This is a genomic window from Stenotrophomonas sp. KH_036_B, from assembly GCF_057839485.1.
The window spans coordinates 4,062,505-4,081,429 of the sequence record NZ_CM174491.1 but is presented as its reverse complement, the minus strand read 5'-3'; the positions used below and the strand labels follow the sequence as shown (position 1 = coordinate 4,081,429).

The following is an 18,925-nucleotide window of genomic DNA, read 5'->3' as shown; positions in this document are numbered from 1 at the left end:
CGGCTGAACCGCCGGCAGGGCCAGGTTTGCCCCGCACGGGCGGGTTCCATCCGGTGCCGCCAATGCGGTACAGTCGCCGGGTGTCCATTCTGACGACCCCGCATACCCTTTCTTCCGCTCGCCGTTGGTGGCGATGGTGGCCTGTTGCCGTCGTCCGTCCCGCCACCGCCGTTTCCCGGAAGGAAAGTCGTCTTGATCACGTTCGAGCAGTTCCAGCAGCAGGCCGCTGAAGGCCACACCCGCATCCCCGTCGTCCGCGAAGTGCTGTCCGACCTGGACACGCCGCTTTCGGTCTATCTGAAGCTCGCCGACGGCCCGCATACCTATCTGTTTGAATCGGTCGAAGGCGGCGAACGCTTCGGGCGCTATTCCATCATCGGCCTGCCGGCGCGCCGGGTGTACGCCTTCCACGGCCACACCCTGACCATCAGCGAGTCCGGCCAGACGGTGGAAACCCGCGAGGTGGCCGACCCGTTCGCCGAGGTCGAGGCGCTGCGCAGCGCCCACTCGGTCCCCAAACTGGCGGGCCTGCCGGGCTTCACCGGTGGGCTGGTGGGCTGGTTCGGGTTCGAGTGCATCGGCTATATCGAACCGCGCCTGGCCCCGCCGCGTGGCCGCGATGAGCTGGGCACCCCGGACATCCTGCTGCTGCACTCCGAAGAACTGGCGGTGTTCGACAACCTCAAGGGTCGGCTGTACCTGATCGTGCATGCCGACCCCAGCCAGACCGGCGCATGGGACGAGGCGCAGGCGCGGCTGGACGGCCTGGTGGCCAAGCTGCGCGCCCCGGGCGCGGGCTATCCGGCGCCGATCACCCGCGACGTGCTGGACGAGAACGACTTCGTGTCGGGCTTCACCCGCGAAGGCTTCATTGCCGCGGTCGACAAGTCAAAGGAATACATCCGCGCCGGTGACATCTTCCAGGTGGTGCTGAGCCAGCGCCTGAGCGTGCCGTTCAAGGCGCGGCCGGTTGACGTGTACCGTGCGCTGCGCGCGTTGAATCCCTCGCCGTACATGTACTTCCTCGATACCGGCGACGTGCAGGTGGTCGGCTCCTCGCCGGAAATCCTGGTGCGTCTGCAGGACGGCGAAGTGACCGTGCGCCCGATCGCCGGCACCCGCCCGCGCGGTGCGACGGTGGAAGAGGACAATGCGCTGGAAGCCGAACTGCTGGCCGATCCGAAGGAGCGCGCCGAGCACCTGATGCTGATCGACCTGGGCCGCAACGACGCCGGTCGTGTCTCCAAGGCCGGCACCGTCGAAGTGGGCGAGCAGTTCGTGATCGAACGCTACAGCCATGTCATGCACATCGTCAGCGAAGTGACCGGCCAGCTGCAGCCGGGCCTGAGCTATGCCGACGTGCTGCGCGCGACGTTCCCGGCCGGCACGGTCAGCGGCGCGCCGAAGATTCGCGCGCTGGAAGTGATCCGCGAACTGGAGCCGATCAAGCGCAACGTGTATGCCGGCAGCATCGGCTACATCGGCTGGCACGGCGACGCCGACACCGCGATCGCGATCCGCACCGCGGTCATCAAGGACGGCCGCCTGCACGTGCAGGCCGGCGCCGGCATTGTTTACGACTCCGACCCGGGCAAGGAATGGGACGAGACCATGAACAAGGGGCGTGCGCTGTTCCGCGCCGTCGCGCAGGCCGCCAAGGGCCTGTGATTCTTCCGTGCCGTGGCCAGCACCACGGCGACCGCTGCAACCATTGACAGGGAATACTGCATGAAGCTGCTGAGCGCACTGCTGTTGTCGTCCACGCTGGCCGTTGCGGCCCCGAATGTGTGGGCGCAGGCCAATACCGTTCCGTCCGAACCGCATCTGCTGGTCAAGGGGAACGCCAGCCGCACCGTACTGCCAGACCGCTTCGTGGTGAAGACTGCGCTGGAGTCGGTGGACATGCAGACGGACATCGCCAGAAAGCGCGTGCAGGCCAACAGCGAGCGGGTGATGCAGCTGTTTGCCCAGCATGGCGCCATTGCCGATACGGTGCGCGCTGACAATCTCAGCATCGAGCCGTCCACGCGCTACGACGACGGCAAGGACGTTTTTGAAGGCACGGCCGTAAGCCGTGACCTGGAAGCCGCGTTCCCGACCGCCCCGGCCCTGCAGGCTTTTCTCGGCGGACTGAAAGCCAGCCGCGAAGTGCAGGTGAGCACCGCAACGCCGACCTACTCGGGCGCAGCCCGCCTGCGTGCCGAGCTGAAGGCGGAAGCGGCAGCACAGACGCGTGCTTCGGCGAAGGGTCTCGCCGAGGCCTATGGCGCGCGGATCACTGGGCTGTACAGCATTTCCGACGTGGCGCCGAGCTTCGCTTACGGTGTCCAGGCCGGCACCTGGCCGACGTCGCCCGGCGCACCGGACCGTGAGGACTATGCCGAGGGCCGCGCGCTGGATCGCGTGCAGGTCACCGGCTCCCGCGCCGGAGCACCGTCCACGGTGGGCGAGTTGCTTGCCGCTGCCCCCATTACGTACACCGAAAACGTGTACGCCATTTTCCTCATCAAAGACGGATCCTGATCATGTTGTTGATGCTCGACAACTACGACAGCTTTACCTACAACCTCGTGCAATACCTGCAGACGCTGGGTGCTGACGTGAAGGTGGTGCGCAACGACGCGTTGAGCGTCGATGCGATCGCCGCGCTCGCGCCCGAGCGCATCGTGATCTCGCCCGGCCCGTGCACGCCCAACGAAGCGGGCGTGTCGCTGGAGCTGATCCAGCGCCTCGGCCCGACCACGCCGATCCTCGGCGTGTGCCTGGGCCACCAGGGCATCGGCCAGGTGTACGGCGGTGACGTGATCCGTGCCGGCACCATCATGCACGGCAAGACCTCGTCGATCCGGCACCAGGGCAAGGGCGTGTTCGCCGGCCTGCCGGACCGCTACCAGGCCACCCGTTACCACTCGCTGGTGGTGGACAAGACCACGCTGCCCGCGTGCCTGGAAGTCACCGCCTGGACCGAGAACGAGGACGGCACCGTCGAGGAGATCATGGGGCTGCGTCATCGCGAGCATCCGGTCGAAGGCGTGCAGTTCCACCCCGAATCGATCCTCACCGAGCACGGCCACGCCCTGCTGAAGAACTTCCTGCAGCGCTGAAGCGCCGCACCCGTACCGCAAAGGAACCCGCGCATGACCTTCTCCCCCCAGGAAGCCCTGCAACGCACGATCGAGCACCGCGAGATTTTCTTCGACGAGATGGTCGACCTGATGCGCCAGGTCATGCGCGGTGAAGTCTCGCCGGTGATGACCGCCGCGATCCTCACCGGCCTGCGGGTGAAGAAGGAAACCGTGGGTGAGATCGCCGGCGCGGCCACGGTCATGCGCGAGCTGGCACTGGCCGTGCCGGTCGAGGACCGTACCCACCTGATCGATATCGTCGGCACCGGCGGCGACGGCTCGCATACGTTCAACATTTCCACCTGCGCCATGTTCGTGGTCGCTGCGGCCGGGGCCAAGGTAGCCAAGCACGGCAACCGCAGCGTCTCGTCGAAGTCCGGCAGCGCCGATGCGGTGGAAGCGCTGGGCGCGATCATCGAACTGCGTCCGGAAGAAGTGGCGCGTGCGATCAGCGAAACCGGTATCGGCTTCATGTTCGCGCCGATGCACCACCCGGCGATGAAGGTGGTGGCGCCGGTGCGTCGCGAGATGGGCGTGCGCACCATCTTCAACATCCTCGGCCCGCTGACCAATCCGGTCGGCGCCACCAACGTGCTGATGGGCGTGTTCCATCCGGACCTGGTCGGCATCCAGGCGCGCGTGCTGCGCGAACTGGGTGCCGAGCGCGCCATGGTGGTGTGGGGCCGCGACAACATGGATGAGATCTCGCTGGGCGCCGGCACCCTGGTGGGCGAGCTGCGCGACGGCAAGGTGCGCGAATACGAGATCCATCCGGAGGACTTCGGCATCGCCATGTCCGCCAGCCGCAACCTGAAAGTGAGCGACCCGGAAGAATCCATCGCCATGCTGCGCGGGGTGCTGGACCACCAGCCCGGCCCGGCACTGGACATCGTGGCGCTCAATGCCGGCGCGGCGCTGTACGTGGCCGGCGTGGCGAGCAGCATCGCCGACGGCCTGGCTCGCGCCCGCGCGGCCATTGCCGACGGCAGCGCGCGCCAGCGCATGCAGGAATACGTCGACGCCACCCGCCGTATCCGCACCGCGGGCTGAGCCCCGCCTTCACGCATTGCCCGTGGCTGGCCGATAATGGCCGCCCTGAAGGACCCCGAACGACATGAGCGACAAGAGCGACATCCTCGAGACCATCCTGGCCCGCAAGGCCGTCGAAGTGGCCGAGCGCCGTGCCCGGGTACCCCTGGAAGCGCTGCAGGCCCGCCTGGCCGATGCCTCGCCCGTGCGCGGTTTCGCCGACGCGTTGCAGGCCTCGATCAGGGCCGGCAACCCGGCGGTGATTGCCGAGGTGAAGAAGGCCAGCCCCTCCAAGGGCGTGATCCGCCCGGACTTCCACCCGGCCGATATCGCGGTCAGCTACGAGTTCGGCGGTGCCAGCTGCCTGTCGGTGCTGACCGACGTGGATTTCTTCCAGGGGTCGGATGCCTACCTGCAGCAGGCGCGCGAGGCATGCACCCTGCCGGTGCTGCGCAAGGACTTCGTGATCGATGCCTACCAGGTCTACGAAGCGCGCGTGCTGGGCGCGGACTGCATCCTGCTGATCGTGGCCGCGCTGGATGACCGCCAGCTGGCCGAACTGTCGGACCTGGCCATGCAGCTGGGCATGGACGTGCTGGTGGAGGTGCATGACATCGACGAGCTTGAGCGTGCCATCCAGGTGCCGGTGCCGTTGATCGGCATCAACAACCGCAACCTGCGCACCTTCGAGGTGTCGCTGCAGACCACCCTGGACATGCGTCAGGCGGTGCCGCGCGACCGCCTGCTGGTCACCGAAAGCGGCATCCTGGGCCCTGACGACGTCACGCTGATGCGTAACGCCGGGGTGCATGCCTTCCTGGTGGGCGAAGCCTTCATGCGGGTCGAGGAACCCGGCGAGGGCCTGCGTCAGCTATTCTTCAGCGCATGACTGCGATCTACCCGACTCCGCGTGATGACGCGCCGCTGGTGGTCTTCGACTTCGACCACACCCTCTACGACGGCGATTCCGGCAGCCACCTGTTTGCGTCGCTGATCAAGCGCAATCCGCTGCGGTTGCTGGCGGCGCTGCTGGTCACGCCGATCGCCGGGCCGCTGGTGGCGATGCTGCCGACGCGCCGCCGCGGCATCTCGGCCTATGTCTGGATCGCCACCTTCGGGTTGCACCGCGCGCGCGACTTCAACCGGGTCATCGACGCCTACGTGCTCAAGCACGAGGCGCAGCTGCGCGCCAAGCTGCTGCCGCAGGCGCTGGCCGTCTTCGCGGCGCATCGCGCGCAGGGCGACCGCGTGGTGGTGGCCACGGGCGCGCCGCCGGAGCTGGCCCGCGCCATCCTGGCGTTCGTCGCCCACCAGGGCGTGCCGGTGATCGGCAGTGAAGTGGGGCCGCGCTTCGGTGCGGTGGGGGCCACCCGCCACTGCCACAACGAAGAGAAGATGCGCATGCTGCGCGAGCGCGGCTATGGCGACATCGACGTGGCCTACTCGGACAGCACCGCCGACCTGCCGCTGCTGCTGGCGGCGAAGGAGCCGGTGGTGGTGAACCCGAAGGTGTCGCGCGTGGCTTATTTCCGCCAGGTGCTGAAGCCGGGGACGCGCATCCTCAACTGGGGTTGTGTGGATCGGGGCGGGGACAAGGCCTGACGGGGCGGAAATCTGCAGCTCCGATGACGCGCGGGACTTCATCTTGACCGAGGAGCCGGCCAGCGGCCGGCAGTACGCGCGGGACTTCATCTTGACCGAGGAGCCGGCCAGCGGCCGGCAGTACGCGCGGGATTCCACCTTGACCTAGGAGCCGGCCAGCGGCCGGCACTACGACCACCAGGCGTGCAGGGCGCGGCTGATCTGGAACAGGCTGATCGAGAGCACCAGCACGCCCACCGCCACCAGCACCCAGCGCTCCTTCACCCGCTTCACCAGCACGGCCGCCAGCGGGGCGGCCATCATGCCGCCGATCATCAGGCCGGCCACGATGTTCAGGTACTGCAGGCCCATCGAGAGCAGGAAGGTGATCGAGACCGCCAAGGTCACCACGAACTCGGCCGCATTGACCGTGCCGATGGTGGTCCGGGCCTGGCCGCCGCGGGCCAACAAGGTGGAGGTGGCTACCGGCCCCCAGCCGCCGCCGCCGCTGGCGTCGAGCAGGCCCGCGAAGAAGCCCAGCACCGGCACCCGCTTCACTTCCTGCCGGGGTACCAGCCGTCCCGCCGCGCGCAGCAGGATGAAGATCGCCAGGATCAGCAGATAGGCGTAGATGAAGGGCCGGATGGCGTCGCCCGGCAGCTGGGTGAGCACATAGGCGCCAACGATTCCGCCGACCGCGCCAGGCAGGGCCAGGCGCAGGAACAACCGCCGGTCCACATTGCCGGCCGCCAGGTGCGAAACCCCCGACGCGCCGGTGGTGAACACCTCGGCGGTGTGCACGCTGGCGCTGACCGCCGCCGGCGGCAGGCCCATGCTGAGCATCACCGAGGACGAGACGAGCCCGAACGCCATGCCCAGCGCGCCGTCCACAAGCTGCGCGCCAAGCCCGATCAGGATGAACCAGTAGAATTCGCTGCCAGGTGCCATGTTCCCCAGCCTAGCCGGTGACGGTGAAGGCCGCGGTACGGCGTGACAACCAACGGTTGTCACCTACCGGCCTCCAGGACTACGAAGGGGTAGCACCCCAAGGGAACGGCAGGAGCCGTTGCCAACGTCGCATGGCGACGGCCCGAAGGGTGCCCGCCAGTAGGGTGGGCATACCGTGGGTGGGGTGACGGCGCACCGCGCCGGCGCTTACCGCGTGCCGTAAAGAACGACGGTCTTGCCACGGGCATGCAGCAGCCCGTCGCTCTGCAGCTTCTTGAGCACGCGGCCGGCCATTTCACGCGAGCAGCCGACCAGGCGGGCCAGCTCCTGCCGCGAGACGCGCAGCTGGGTGCCCTGCGGGTGGCTCATGGCCTCCGGTTCGCGGGCCAGGTCGTGCAGGGTGCGCACGATCCGGTCGGTGACGTCCAGGAACGCCAGGCGGCTGGCCTTGCGGCTGGTGTCCAGCAGGCGCTTGGAGATCTGCTGCCCCAGCGCGTACAGCAGGCGCGGGGCATCGGCCGACAGCGGGCCCAGGAACAGCTGGTGCAGCCGCTCGTAACTGATTTCGGCCAGTTCGCAGGGGGTCCGGGTGCGCAGGATGACCTCGCGGCGGTCCGATTCGACGAACAGGCCCATCTCGCCGACGAACTCGCCGGAGCCGAAGTAGCCCAGGACCAGCTCACGGTCGTCTTCTTCTTCAGCAATTATTGAGACCGAGCCGCTGATGACGTAGTACAGCGTGCCGGCGGGGTCCCCAGGCCGAAAAACGTCCGTGCGGGCCGGATAGCGGCGACGGTGGCTGTGGGCTAGAAAGCGATCAATGGTGGCGATGTCCAGGGCCAATGGACTCGTGGCAAGGCGCACAGATGACACGTTGAGGCGCTCCCTTTGCTCATGAACAATTCACGGCTATATGCCGCGAGCTTAACGATCAGGGTTGTTAAGGGCAAACCCCAACACAGCAACTTGTTTCAATGCAAGTTTCGCCCTCGATCACTTTGCCCCATAATTGATCCTTTCCCACCACACACAGGATCGACCGCCGTGGTCAAGCCGTTGCCTCGCCTGAGGTTGCAGGGTTTCAACAACCTCACCAAGGCGCTGAGCTTCAACATCTATGACGTGTGTTACGCCCGCACCGAAGAGGAGCGTCAGCGTTACATTGAATACATCGATGAAGAGTACAACGCCGATAGGCTGACTCAGATCTTGACCGATGTCGCCGAGATCATCGGCGCCAACATCCTCAACGTCGCGCGCCAGGATTACGATCCGCAGGGCGCTTCGGTGACGATCCTGATCTCCGAAGAACCGGTGATCGACAAGAAGCTGGCGGGCAAGGAGTTGATCTCCGATGCCGTGGTAGCGCACATGGACAAGAGCCACATCACGGTCCATACCTACCCCGAAACCCACCCGCAGGAAGGCATCGCCACGTTCCGCGCGGACATCGATGTGGCTACCTGTGGCGTGATTTCGCCGCTGAAGGCGCTGAACTACCTGATCGAGAGTCTGGAATCGGACATCGTGATCATGGATTACCGCGTCCGTGGCTTCACCCGTGACGTGAAGGGCAAGAAGCATTACATCGATCACAAGATCAACTCGATCCAGAATTTCCTGGCCAAGAACATCAAGTCGCGGTACGAGATGTTCGACGTCAACGTCTATCAGGAAAACATCTTCCACACGAAGATGCACCTGAAGGACTTCGACCTGGACCAGTACCTGTTCGAGGAAAAGGCCAAGAACATCTCGTTCAAGGAACGCATGAAGATCGAAGCGCTGCTCAAGCGCGAGATCGAAGAGCTGTTCCACGGCCGCAATCTGTCCGAGTAAGACCCATGACACCCGCCCGGGCCTGGCCCGGGCGGTGCTGCACAAGGCGGGACGTCCCGCCTTGTGGAACATCTGTTTTGCGCAGAATTAATGTTCCACGGCACGTTACCGACGACGGTCCGGTGTGAAGACACCGGGCCGTTTTGTTTTTGTTTAGGAGGCAACCCCATGCCCTGGATCTACCTGCTGTTCGCCGGCCTGTTTGAAATCGGCTTCGCGCTCGGCCTCAAGTACAGCGACGGCTTCAGCAAGCCCTGGCCCACGGTGGCCACCCTCATCTCGGCCGGCATCAGCCTGTACCTGCTCACCCAGGCCCTGCGCACCATCCCGGTGGGTACCGGCTATGCGATCTGGACCGGCATCGGCGCGCTGGGCGTGGCGGTGCTGGGCATCTTCCTGTTTGGCGACAGCGCCTCGGCGCCGCGCCTGGCCTGCATTGGCCTGATCGTGGCCGGTGTGATCGGCCTGAAGCTCGTTTCGGGATAACGCCATCGCATTCGCGCTGGCGCTCCCACGGTTCGCTGCGCGAACCGCGGCCCCCCCCCGACTCAGGAGGCTTTCCACCAGATGCAACCGGCGCGGTGACGGCTTAAAGGCGGTACGCGATGGTCTTCATGACCTTGGACGCCAAGGCCATCACGCCTGGGATCGGGAATGGCAGCTTCCGTGCGCCGGCGTGCTCGGCATGATCGGCGTGGCGGGCCTCGTCGATCTTCATCACCTTCAGGATCTCGCGGCTGCGCTGGTCGACCGGGGGCAGGGTGTCGAGGTGCTCATCCAGGTGCGCCTCGACCTGGCGCTCGGTTTCCACCACGAAGCCCAGGTTCCAGCCGTCGCCGCGCAGCCCGGCCAGGGTGCCGATGGTGTAGCTGCCGGCATACCAGATCGGGTTGAACAAGCTCGGGCGGCTGTCCAGTTCGCGCAGGCGTTGCGCGCACCAGGCCAGGTGATCGGTTTCTTCCTGGGCGGCCTCGAGCAGGTGCGCGCGGGTTTCCGGCTCACGGGCAACCGCGGCCTGGCCGAAGTACAGGCCCTGTGCGCAGACCTCGCCGACATGGTTGATCCGCATCAGGCCGGCCGCATGGCGGCGGGCCGGGTCGGGCATCTGCACGTCCGGGGTCGCCTCGGCCGGGTAGGGGCGGCTGGCCGGCGGGTTGCCGAACACCGTGTCCAGTGCGCGCTGGGCCTCGGTGAGCAGGTGGTCGAGCGGAGTGATCTGGCGGAACGCGGTCATGCGGGCAGGCATCGCGGCGGGGGAGGGTCGATTCTCGCCCCCCGGGACCGGCCTGCCAACCCGCCACCGGGGCCAACTTGCATGTGCGCCGGATGGCCAGTACAATCCCGCCTCTTCACAACGCGTGGCAGAGTTCCGGCCGCTTCAAGGCCGTAATGAGCCCGACCTACTTGAGTTCTTTCATGAGCACTTTCACTGCAAAGTCCGAGACCGTCCAGCGCGACTGGTATCTCGTCGACGCTTCCGGCAAGACGCTGGGCCGTCTGTCCACCGAGCTGGCCCGCCGTCTGCGCGGCAAGCACAAGCCGGTCTACACCCCCCACGTTGATACCGGTGATTACCTGGTTGTCATCAATGCAGAAAAGATTGCCGTCACCGGCAACAAGCTGCAGGACAAGCTGTACCACCGCTTCACTGGCTACATCGGCAACCTGAAGACCGAAACTCTGGCCCAGGCGCTCGAGCGCCACCCGGAGCGTGTCATCGAGACCGCCGTCAAGGGCATGCTGCCGAAGGGCCCGCTGGGCCGCGCCATGTACCGCAAGCTCAAGGTGTACTCGGGTTCCGAGCACCCGCACGCCGCTCAGCAGCCTCAGGTTCTGGATATCTAATCATGGCTATCACGCAAAACTACGGCACCGGCCGCCGCAAGTCCTCCACCGCCCGCGTGTTCCTGCGCAAGGGCGCCGGCAACATCACCGTCAACGGCCGTCCGCTGGACGAGTTCTTTGGCCGTGAGACTGCACGCATGATCGTGCGTCAGCCGCTGGAACTGACCAAGAACACCGAATCGTTCGACATCATGGTCACCGCCGCTGGCGGCGGCACCACCGGCCAGGCCGGTGCGATCCGTCTGGGCATCGCCCGTGCACTGGTCGAGTACGACGAAACCCTGAAGTCCGAGCTGCGCAAGGCTGGCTTCATGACCCGTGACGCCCGTGAAGTCGAGCGTAAGAAGGTCGGCCTGCACAAGGCACGTCGCGCCACCCAGTTCTCCAAGCGCTGATCCATCGCGCCTGGCGTGGGATCCCTCGGGATCCCGCTGGGAGGAACGCAAAAGCCCGGCTTCGGCCGGGCTTTTGTCGTTTCTGCGGTGGCGCGGGGGCTTACACCGCCCCGGGCTCGCCCTTGGTCTTGCTGCGCGGCCAGTAGCCGCCGCCGCGCTTGGGTGCCGGCGCGCGCTTGCGCGGGCGGTCGTGCCCGGCCGTGTGCCCGGGCATCCAGGCTTCCTGGGCCGACTTGGGCATGGATTCCACCCCGGTGCCGGCGATGCCGCGTGCCAAGGGCGCCAAGTGGCGAAGCGCGCGCGCGTAGACGCCACGCTTGAACATCACCACGTGCTCCACCGGGTACCAGAAGTCCACCCAGCGCCACTGATCGAACTCGGGGCTGTCGGTGTGGTCCAGCTTCACATGGGATTCGTCGCCAGACAGCCGCAGCAGGAACCACACCTGCTTCTGGCCGATGCAGACCTGCCGCTCATTGCGGCGGATGGCACGGGCCGGCAGGCGATAGCGCAGCCAGCCGGGTGTCGCGCCAAGCACTTCAACATGCTCAGGCAACAACCCGGTTTCCTCGTGCAACTCTCGATACATGGCTTCGACAGGCGTCTCGTCGGTATTCATGCCGCCCTGCGGGAACTGCCAGCCATCCCGGCGCACTCGTCGTGCCCAGAACACCTGCCCGTCCTGCCGCATCAGCACGATGCCGACGTTCGGTCGATAGCCGTCCGGATCGATCACGATGCGGACTCCTAGAAAAATCTACTGGTCAGGACTGTGACACGCTCGGTGTCCAGTCACAAGCGTGATGAAAAGGTGTTGACAGATTCTGTTTACATCTCCAGAATTACCGGCTCACTAGGGCTATGTAGCTCAGCCGGTTAGAGCACAGCACTCATAATGCTGGGGTCGGTGGTTCGAGTCCACCCATAGCCACCAAGTTCGCTTGGTTTTCTAGTGAAAAAGTGCAACAATTGCACGCGCATTTTGCCCCGTAGCCAAGCGGTAAGGCACCTGACTCTGACTCAGGCATCGGTGGTTCGAATCCATCCGGGGCAGCCAAACACGAAAGAAGGCCGATCGAAAGATCGGCCTTTTTTTGTTTCCGGCGGCGGTCTTCACGCGGGTCCTTGGTCACGCACGCTGAACCGTATCGAGAATGATTCAGATACGAAATTGACAACGATTCGCGTTTCGATTGGAATAGCGAAAGGCCGATATGGCCTGTCTGCCGAGTCCGCACGTGTACGTCTGCATCTGCAATGGGGTAACCGACCACCAGATCCGCGAGGCCGCCCTGAGCGGCGTCGCCAGCGTGTCCGAGCTGACCATGCGCACCGGTTGCGGCGCCACCTGTGGGTCCTGCCTGGACATGGCGGCGGACCTGCTGGCCAAGGCCCGCAACACCCACGACCTGCCGCTGCCCGTACTGGGCCTGGCGCAGGTCGCCTGACAGACAAACCGGCTGGGTAGAGCCGGCTGGGTAGAGCCGACTGTTAGTCGGCTGCTCTTCCACGCGAACGGCCAGCCGACTAACAGTCGGCTCTACGCAGTCGGGTTCCCCGACGGCCAGCCGACTAACAGTCGGCTCTACGCAGTCGGGTTCCCCGACGGCCAGCCGACTAACAGTCGGCTCTACCCAGTCGGCGTCACGGACCATTTCCGTCCAGTCGGCGTCACCGGAACGTTACCGTCCGGTTGGCGTCACCGGAACATTTCCGCGCCCCTGAGGGCGTCGCGTCCAGCCACCCGGAACGCCGGGGCGTACCGATCATGATTCGCGTTCCCTCATCTTTCCCGGGGACGCGCTACAGTGCCGGCGTTTTCACGCTGCAGGAGCACGGTCATGAAGGGCGACGCCAAGGTCATCGAATTCCTCAACAAGGTCCTCTACAACGAGCTGACCGCGATCAACCAGTACTTCCTGCACGCCAAGATGCTGAAGAACTGGGGTCTGAAGGAACTTGCCGAACACGAGTACAAGGAATCGATCGAGGAGATGAAGCACGCCGACGTGCTGTCCGATCGCATTCTGTTCCTTGAGGGACTGCCGAACTTCCAGGCGCTGGGCAAGCTGCGCATCGGCGAGAACCCCCTCGAGATCCTGCAGTGCGACCTGGCGCTGGAGCGCGAGGGCGTGGTGACGCTGCGCGAGGCCGTGGCCTACGCCGACTCGATTGCGGATTACGTCAGCCGCCAGCTGTTCGTGAAGATCCTCGAGAACGAGGAAGAGCACATCGACTGGCTGGAAACCCAGCTTGAGCTGATCGAACGCATCGGCGAGCCGAACTACCTGCTCACCAAGCTGGAAGAGTGAGTTACTGCGGCGCGGTGGCGCGCACGCCGGCCTGGTAGCCGGCCAGCGCCAGCCGCGCACGTGCGTATTCGGCGATCAGCAGCGCCACCGCTACGGCCGGGCGCTCCAGCGTGCCCGCGCGTGCGTCGTGTTCGATCCGGCGCGCCGCCAGCGACAACGCGACCGCACCGACATTGGCACTGGCCGATTTGAGGCTGTGCGCCAACGCGCGCAGCTGGTCCAGGTCCGCCGCGACCGACGCATCCTGCATCTGCCGGATCAGCACCGGCGTGTCTTCCAGGAACACGGCGATGATGTTCGCGGTCTCCGCGCCGATCACGTCCTGCAGCTCATCCAGCACGCCCGTATCGAGCACGATGGAGACGGTTTCCTCATTGCCGTCGTCCATCACCACCGGCGGCAGCGGCGGTGGCCGCGGCGTGCGCTGCTGCAGCGCGGGCGCGCGGTGGGCGGCGGCCGCGTTGTCTTCCATCTTGAACTGCCAGCGCAGCAGGCAGGCCTGCAGCGATTCGCGGTTGACCGGCTTGGACAGGTAGTCATCCATGCCAGCCTGCAGGCAGCGCTCGCGGTCGCCGGCCATCGCGTTGGCGGTCATCGCCACGATCGGCAGGCGCGAGCCGCCGCGGCTGGCCTCCGCCTCACGCCAGCGGCGCGTGGCGGTGTAGCCGTCCAGCACCGGCATCTGGCAGTCCATCAGCACCAGGTCGAAACGCTGCGCCTGCATCTGCTGCAGGCCCTGCTCGCCGTCGGTGGCGGTGGTGACGGTGCAGCCCAGTACCTGCAGCAGGCGCTGCGCCACCAGCAGGTTGACGCTGTTGTCTTCGACCAGCAGCAGGCGCAGGCCAAGCTGCGGGGCCTCCACCGGCCCACTGTGTGCGTCCACGCTGGCCAGCAGCGGCGCCGGTCGCGCGCTGGCGACGACCGGGCGCAGCAGGGCGTGCAGATCGGCGTCGCCGGCCTGGCGTGGCAGCCGGTGGGCGTTCTGTTCCAGCAGCGCGGCCAGCGGCTCGTCGCCCTGCAGCCAGAGCAGGCGCGGGCTTGGGCTGCGGGGATCGTGCAGCACCGCGCGGTGCAGGGCGGTGGCACCGTGGCGCAGCGCGTGCGTATCGGCGATCACCCAGACCAGGTCGGGCTCGACGCCCGGGCGCACCGGCGCACGCAGGATGTCCAGCGCGGACGATGCGCTGTCCACCGTGTGCAGGCGGATGTCGTGGTGCTGCAGCACACGCTGCAGGCGCTGTACCAGCAGCGGGTCTTCGCTGACCAGCAGCGCGCGGGTGGTGATCGGCGCCGTGGGCAGGTCGCCGGCCACCTTGAGCAGCGGGATTTCGAACCAGAACGTGGACCCGTGGCGCGGGGTCGAACTGACCCCGATGTTGCCGTGCATGAGGTCGATGATGCGCTTGCAGATGGCCAAGCCCAGGCCGGTGCCGCCGTAGATGCGGGTCGTGGAGGCGTCGGCCTGGCTGAAGGACTGGAACAGGCGCGCCTGCAGGGTGCCGTCGATGCCGATGCCGGTGTCGATCACCTCGAAACGCAGCTGGTGCTCGGTGGCCGTCTCGCCCTGGCGGGTGACGCGGAGGCGGATCTGGCCACGTTCGGTGAACTTGATCGCGTTCACCAGCAGGTTGCCCAGCACCTGGCGCAGCCGCACCGGATCGCCGCGCACCGACAGCCGGACCGCCGGGTCGAGCTCCAGCGACACCGCCAGGCCCTTGGCCTCGGCACTGCGCTGCATCAGCTGGACCAGGCCCTCGAGCAGCTCGCGCAGGTTGAAGGTGGTGATCTCCAGGTCCAGGCCCTTGGCCTCCAGACGGGAGTAATCGAGGATGTCGTCGACGATCCGCAGCAGCTGCTGCGAACTGACCGTGGCGGTCTGCAGCATCTGCCGCTGGTCGGTGCCGAGCTGGCCGCCCGCGATCAGGTCGAGCATCGGCAGGATGCCGTTGAGCGGGGTGCGGATCTCGTGGCTCATCGTGGCCAGGAACTCGCCCTTGGCCAGGGCAGCGGCCTCGGCGGCCTGCTTGGCCTGCAGCAGCTCCTGTTCCAGCATGTCCTGTTGCTGCACCGCGCGTTGCAGGTGGTCGCGTTCGCCGGCCAGCGCTTCGCTGCGTCGTTGCAGCAGGGCCAGGCGGGCCTGCTGCTCGCGCCAGCGGCTCACGCCGACGAGGGTGGCGACCACCCCGACCGTAGCGGTGCCGACGGCAATGGCGGTCCACGGACCGTTGGCGCCGGCCAGTGCCATGGCGCTGGAGGTGGCCGCAAGCGCGGCCGTGATCGCCGCCAGCCACAGCGTGAAGGGAACCCGTCCGTGGGCCGCCATGTTCAGAGCACCGCGGTGTGGAAGTCGAAGTTCAGTTCGCTCCCGGCGGACTGCACCATGTTGCCTTGGATGAAGTCCACGCCGCCCATCCACATCGCGGCCGCCGCCTGCGGATCCTCGATCTGTTGGCCGATGATGAGCGCGCCCGCGCGGTGTGCCGCGTCGATCGCGCCGCGCAGCTCATCGCGGGTCTGCTGGTTGGCGTGGCTGCTGGAGAAGCGCGCGGCCATGCGCACGAACGCCAGCGGCAGCTGACCGAGCAGTGCATTGGCCTCGGCCCCCGGTTCGAACTGGCTCAGGCAGAAGCGGACGCCCGCCGCGCTCATGCGCGTGCAGAACTGCTGCAGGGTGACGGTGTGGATCAGCGCGTCCGGCAGGCGCACATCGATGACCAGCGCGCTGCCCGGGAGGCCGCGCTGCTGCAGGGTTTCCAGCAGCCAGTCGGCAAAGGCATCGCGGGCCAGCGTGCGCAGCGACTGCGACACGAACAGACTCAGCGGCTGGGTGGCGTGCTGGTACAGGTCGAGCAGGCCGAGGGCGTGGTCCAGGACCTGCTGGTCGAGGTCGGCGATGCGCCCGGCGGCTTCGGCCGCAGGAATGACCTGGCCTGCGTTGAGCACGCTGCCATCGGCCTGGCGCAGGCGCAGCAGCACCTGGTACTGCGCGGTGTTGCCACCGGCCACGGCGACGATCGGCTGGTAGGCCGGCTCCAGCTGTCCTTCCAGCAGCGCCAGGTGTTCCTGCGCGGCAACCTCTTCGCGATGCACGTGCGCGGCCACGCCGGAGGACAGCAGGCGCGCCTGCAACGTGGTGCGCTCAACCGCCTCCAACGCCGTGCCGGCATCGCCGAACCCGCCCGACAGCCGGGCATGGCCCACCACGCCGCGCAGGTGCACCGATTCCTCATCGCGGATCACGAAGGCGCGCGCCGACAGCTGGTCGCGCAGGTTGTGCGCGACCGCGTCCAGCGACTCCTCGTCGACGCCGCGGGCCAGCACCAGGAAGCTGTTGTCGTTCAACCGCGCCAGCAGGTGGGGATGCGCGGTCTCGGCCAGGCGCTGCGCGGCCTGGACCATCAGCCGTTCAAACGCGGCATACCCGTAGCGTTCGCGCAGGCCAAGCGCGCTCGCCACTTCGATGAAGAACAGGCCGCCGTGGTCGCGGTGCGCCAGCGACGCGGTCAGCTGCTGCATCACGTGGTGGCGGGTGGGCAGGCCGGTCTCGGGGTTGTTCATGGCCGGCGCGCCGTGCGCACCCTGCTGGGTAGCCGCCTGGGCGCGGGCGCGACGGATCCGGTTGGACACCGCCGCGATCAGGTGGCGTGGGCGGATCGGCTTGCTCAGGAAATCGTCGGCGCCGCTGTCGAGCACCTCGAACTGACGCTCCGGGTCCGGATCGCCGCTGAGGAAGACAATCGGCAGCAGTTGCTGGCCCGGCTGCTGGCGGATCAGCGCAGTCAGGCGCATGCCATCCAGGCCGGGCAGGTGCAGGTCCATCAGGATCAGGTCGGGGCGGTGTTCGTTGATGACCTGCTGCACGCCCTCGGCTTCGCTGTGCACGATCGCTTCCATGCCGGCGCCATGCAGCACGCTCTGCGCGAACAGTGCCTGTGAGCGGTCATCCTCGACGATCAGCACGCGGTACGGCGCGTCACTGCCCAGCGGCAGCGGCGCGGCGTCGTCCTGCCACTGCGCCGGGGGCAGCTGTGGCGGCATGGGCATGGGGGCGGCGACCGCCGCAGCCGTATTGAGCGGCACCACATTGCTGGGCGCCGCCGCGGCAACGGGCGCAGTCGGATCGACCCAACGCTGCCAGTGGTCGGCGGGCGGGGTCTCGGCGCGGGTGGCGCGGGCGGATGCAACAGCGTTGTCGTGAACGGCCATCAGTACTCCCAGTCTGCGGCGCAATTATGCGGCAGGTCGCGACCGTTGGTCGTGACCCGCACTGCCTTTACGGCGTTACGGTGGCAAGGCATCGCGGTCGGGCAGGGCTCCCGCCTTGCCCGCCGGCTGCCGCAACAACCAGCGCATGCCTTTCCACAGCGTGCGCCAGACCAGCCAGACCACCAGCGCGCCGACCAGGCTGCAGGCCACCACCAGCACCAGCGCGATCCAGGGGTGCGCCAGCGCCAGCGCCAGGCCGCCTACCACCACGGTGTCCTCTGCGGCCGAGGCCACCCAGTTGCTGGCGGGTTCGGGCGACGTGTTGAGCAGGGCACGGGTACCGGACTTCAATCCGTGGCTGGCCAGCGCCACCCCGGCGCCGGCGGCCAGCGCGGTGCCGCTGAGCTCACCGTTGGGGGACAGCGTGGCCGCCGCCAGGAAGGCGCCAGCCGGCACCCGGGCCAGGGTCTGGACCAGGTCCCAGGCCGAGTCCACCCCGGGAATCTTGTCGGCAAAGAATTCGGTGATGGCCAGCGCCGCCGAGGTGCCCAGCACCCACCAGGACTCGGTGGCCTGCAGCGCGGGCGGCAGCTCGACCCAGCCCAGCAGCCCGGCCAGGCCGACCCCGAACACGGTGAGGTACACGCGGATGCCCGCCAGCCAGGCCAGCAGGATGCCAATCACGAACAGGTGGGCCTCGGTCATGGCAGGCGCTCCGGCGACAAAGTGTGCACAGGCCCACACTATCGGGGATGGCGTCGATGAACGCTACTGCCCGGCAGGCCCCCCGGGGCGAAAAATGTGCCAACCCTGACTTACACTAGCCAGTCGCTCGTTCCGACAGGGCCGTGTCGGTATCGTCCAGAGGACGCTGCCGCGGAAATCGCCATGAACAACCCGACACCTTCCCGGATCCAGATCCGCCGTCCCGGCACGCCGGCCGCGCCCGATCGCCGCCGCCTGCTGATCCTGGGCGGCGTGTGGCTGGTCACGCTGGTCCTGGCCGTGCTGCTGGGCCGTTGGCTGGGCAGCCCCGGCGGCGACGTCGGTCGTGAGCTGGACGCGGCCGAAGCGCGCGGCGACACCCTGCAGAAGCAGGTGGTCGAGCTGCAGCAGCGGCAGGCCACCCTGCAGGCCTCCGACCGCATCAGCCGCGCCGCCAACAACGAGGTGCAGAGTTCGCTGAGCGAGCGCGACGAGGAGATCGCCGGCCTGCGCGCCGACGTGGCCTTCTATGAGCGGCTGGTGGGGGCAACCAGCCAGCGCAAGGGCCTGAACACCCATTCCATCGAGTTCTCGCCGGAAGCCGGCGGCACCTGGCAGTACGCCGTGGTGCTGACCCAGAACCTCAACCGGGGGGCAATCAGCCAAGGCCAGATGCGCTTCACGGTCGAGGGCGTCAAAGGTGGCAAGTTGACTTCGGTCAGCTGGGACGAGCTGCACCAGCGCACCAAGGTGCCGGGCCAGGAGTATTCCTTCCGGTACTTCCAGCAGCTCACCGGCAGCGTCATGCTGCCCAAGGACTTCACCCCGCAACGTGTGCGGGTCACGCTGGGATCCGGTGCGGGGGGCGCCACCCAGGTATTCGATTGGAAGCAGGCCGGAGCACCGGCTGCAGCAACGGCAAAAGAAGGGGAGTAAGCCC

Annotated in this window: 20 protein-coding genes and 2 tRNA genes; 15 read left to right on the top strand and 7 right to left on the bottom strand. The window is 67.1% G+C overall.

Annotated features, from left to right (window positions below):
- Positions 1-192: 192 nt before the first annotated feature.
- The 6 genes from trpE (at position 193) to AC3ITN_RS18045 (ending at position 5,756) form a co-directional block, all read left to right on the top strand.
- Complete coding sequence (gene trpE / locus AC3ITN_RS18070) at positions 193-1,668, top strand: anthranilate synthase component I (protein WP_489391406.1); 1,476 nt, start codon at positions 193-195, stop codon at positions 1,666-1,668.
- 60 nt (positions 1,669-1,728) lie between these two features.
- The gene (locus tag AC3ITN_RS18065; RefSeq protein WP_489392967.1) at positions 1,729-2,523 is read left to right on the top strand and encodes an SIMPL domain-containing protein; all 795 of its coding nucleotides are present in this window, start codon (positions 1,729-1,731) and stop codon (positions 2,521-2,523) included.
- A gap of 2 nt (positions 2,524-2,525) precedes the next feature.
- Entirely contained in the window at positions 2,526-3,104 is a 579-nt protein-coding gene (locus AC3ITN_RS18060) for an anthranilate synthase component II (RefSeq protein WP_489391405.1), read from the top strand.
- A 33-nt stretch (positions 3,105-3,137) separates the two neighbouring features.
- Positions 3,138-4,175, top strand: a complete 1,038-nt coding sequence (trpD, locus tag AC3ITN_RS18055) for an anthranilate phosphoribosyltransferase (RefSeq protein ID WP_489391404.1) — start codon at positions 3,138-3,140, stop codon at positions 4,173-4,175.
- A gap of 64 nt (positions 4,176-4,239) precedes the next feature.
- The gene (gene trpC / locus AC3ITN_RS18050) at positions 4,240-5,043 is read left to right on the top strand and encodes an indole-3-glycerol phosphate synthase TrpC (RefSeq protein WP_313345329.1); all 804 of its coding nucleotides are present in this window, start codon (positions 4,240-4,242) and stop codon (positions 5,041-5,043) included.
- Positions 5,040-5,756 carry a haloacid dehalogenase-like hydrolase gene (locus AC3ITN_RS18045; RefSeq protein ID WP_313345327.1) on the top strand — a complete coding sequence of 239 codons (717 nt, stop codon included), beginning with the start codon at positions 5,040-5,042 and terminating at the stop codon, positions 5,754-5,756. Before trpC ends, AC3ITN_RS18045 begins: the two co-directional genes overlap by 4 nt.
- Positions 5,757-5,924: 168 nt before the next feature.
- Here AC3ITN_RS18045 and AC3ITN_RS18040 read toward each other — a convergent pair whose 3' ends face one another.
- Both AC3ITN_RS18040 and crp read right to left on the bottom strand, forming a co-directional pair.
- Entirely contained in the window at positions 5,925-6,683 is a 759-nt protein-coding gene (locus AC3ITN_RS18040; protein WP_313345325.1) for a sulfite exporter TauE/SafE family protein, read from the bottom strand.
- Between the two features lie 207 nt (positions 6,684-6,890).
- Positions 6,891-7,556 carry a cAMP-activated global transcriptional regulator CRP gene (crp, locus tag AC3ITN_RS18035; protein WP_313345323.1) on the bottom strand — a complete coding sequence of 222 codons (666 nt, stop codon included), beginning with the start codon at positions 7,554-7,556 and terminating at the stop codon, positions 6,891-6,893.
- A 171-nt stretch (positions 7,557-7,727) separates the two neighbouring features.
- Between crp and speD the strand changes: the two genes are divergently transcribed.
- On the top strand, positions 7,728-8,522 hold the full coding sequence (gene speD / locus AC3ITN_RS18030) for an adenosylmethionine decarboxylase (protein WP_017354544.1): 795 nt from the start codon (positions 7,728-7,730) through the stop codon (positions 8,520-8,522).
- A 168-nt stretch (positions 8,523-8,690) separates the two neighbouring features.
- Positions 8,691-9,008 carry a DMT family transporter gene (locus AC3ITN_RS18025; protein WP_313345320.1) on the top strand — a complete coding sequence of 106 codons (318 nt, stop codon included), beginning with the start codon at positions 8,691-8,693 and terminating at the stop codon, positions 9,006-9,008.
- Between the two features lie 103 nt (positions 9,009-9,111).
- On the opposite strand, the gene coq7 is transcribed toward AC3ITN_RS18025, so the two are convergent.
- Entirely contained in the window at positions 9,112-9,756 is a 645-nt protein-coding gene (gene coq7, locus AC3ITN_RS18020) for a 2-polyprenyl-3-methyl-6-methoxy-1,4-benzoquinone monooxygenase (protein ID WP_313345317.1), read from the bottom strand.
- A 182-nt stretch (positions 9,757-9,938) separates the two neighbouring features.
- On the opposite strand from coq7, the gene rplM reads away from it, so the two are divergent.
- Both rplM and rpsI read left to right on the top strand, forming a co-directional pair.
- Positions 9,939-10,367, top strand: a complete 429-nt coding sequence (rplM, locus tag AC3ITN_RS18015) for a 50S ribosomal protein L13 (RefSeq protein WP_017354548.1) — start codon at positions 9,939-9,941, stop codon at positions 10,365-10,367.
- Positions 10,368-10,369: 2 nt separating this feature from the next.
- Positions 10,370-10,762, top strand: a complete 393-nt coding sequence (gene rpsI, locus AC3ITN_RS18010; RefSeq protein WP_017354549.1) for a 30S ribosomal protein S9 — start codon at positions 10,370-10,372, stop codon at positions 10,760-10,762.
- A gap of 100 nt (positions 10,763-10,862) precedes the next feature.
- On the opposite strand, the gene AC3ITN_RS18005 is transcribed toward rpsI, so the two are convergent.
- Positions 10,863-11,498 (bottom strand): RNA pyrophosphohydrolase, encoded by a 636-nt coding sequence (locus AC3ITN_RS18005; protein WP_313345314.1) that lies wholly within the window; start codon positions 11,496-11,498, stop codon positions 10,863-10,865.
- 121 nt (positions 11,499-11,619) lie between these two features.
- On the opposite strand from AC3ITN_RS18005, the gene AC3ITN_RS18000 reads away from it, so the two are divergent.
- The 4 genes from AC3ITN_RS18000 (at position 11,620) to bfr (ending at position 13,074) form a co-directional block, all read left to right on the top strand.
- Positions 11,620-11,696 (top strand) — tRNA-Met (locus AC3ITN_RS18000).
- 49 nt (positions 11,697-11,745) lie between these two features.
- Positions 11,746-11,819 (top strand) — tRNA-Gln (locus tag AC3ITN_RS17995).
- A gap of 181 nt (positions 11,820-12,000) precedes the next feature.
- A complete protein-coding gene (locus AC3ITN_RS17990; RefSeq protein WP_313345311.1) occupies positions 12,001-12,210 on the top strand; it encodes a (2Fe-2S)-binding protein in 210 nt (69 codons plus the stop codon).
- A 393-nt stretch (positions 12,211-12,603) separates the two neighbouring features.
- Entirely contained in the window at positions 12,604-13,074 is a 471-nt protein-coding gene (gene bfr / locus AC3ITN_RS17985) for a bacterioferritin (RefSeq protein WP_313345308.1), read from the top strand.
- A 1-nt stretch (position 13,075) separates the two neighbouring features.
- On the opposite strand, the gene AC3ITN_RS17980 is transcribed toward bfr, so the two are convergent.
- The 3 genes from AC3ITN_RS17980 to AC3ITN_RS17970 form a co-directional block, all read right to left on the bottom strand.
- Entirely contained in the window at positions 13,076-15,361 is a 2,286-nt protein-coding gene (locus AC3ITN_RS17980) for a hybrid sensor histidine kinase/response regulator (RefSeq protein WP_489392966.1), read from the bottom strand.
- Between the two features lie 38 nt (positions 15,362-15,399).
- The gene (locus AC3ITN_RS17975) at positions 15,400-17,280 is read right to left on the bottom strand and encodes an EAL domain-containing protein (protein ID WP_489391403.1); all 1,881 of its coding nucleotides are present in this window, start codon (positions 17,278-17,280) and stop codon (positions 15,400-15,402) included.
- Positions 17,281-17,355: 75 nt separating this feature from the next.
- A complete protein-coding gene (locus AC3ITN_RS17970; RefSeq protein ID WP_313345301.1) occupies positions 17,356-17,985 on the bottom strand; it encodes a DUF4126 domain-containing protein in 630 nt (209 codons plus the stop codon).
- Between the two features lie 183 nt (positions 17,986-18,168).
- Between AC3ITN_RS17970 and AC3ITN_RS17965 the strand changes: the two genes are divergently transcribed.
- On the top strand, positions 18,169-18,921 hold the full coding sequence (locus AC3ITN_RS17965; protein ID WP_489391402.1) for a DUF6776 family protein: 753 nt from the start codon (positions 18,169-18,171) through the stop codon (positions 18,919-18,921).
- Positions 18,922-18,925: the final 4 nt, after the last annotated feature.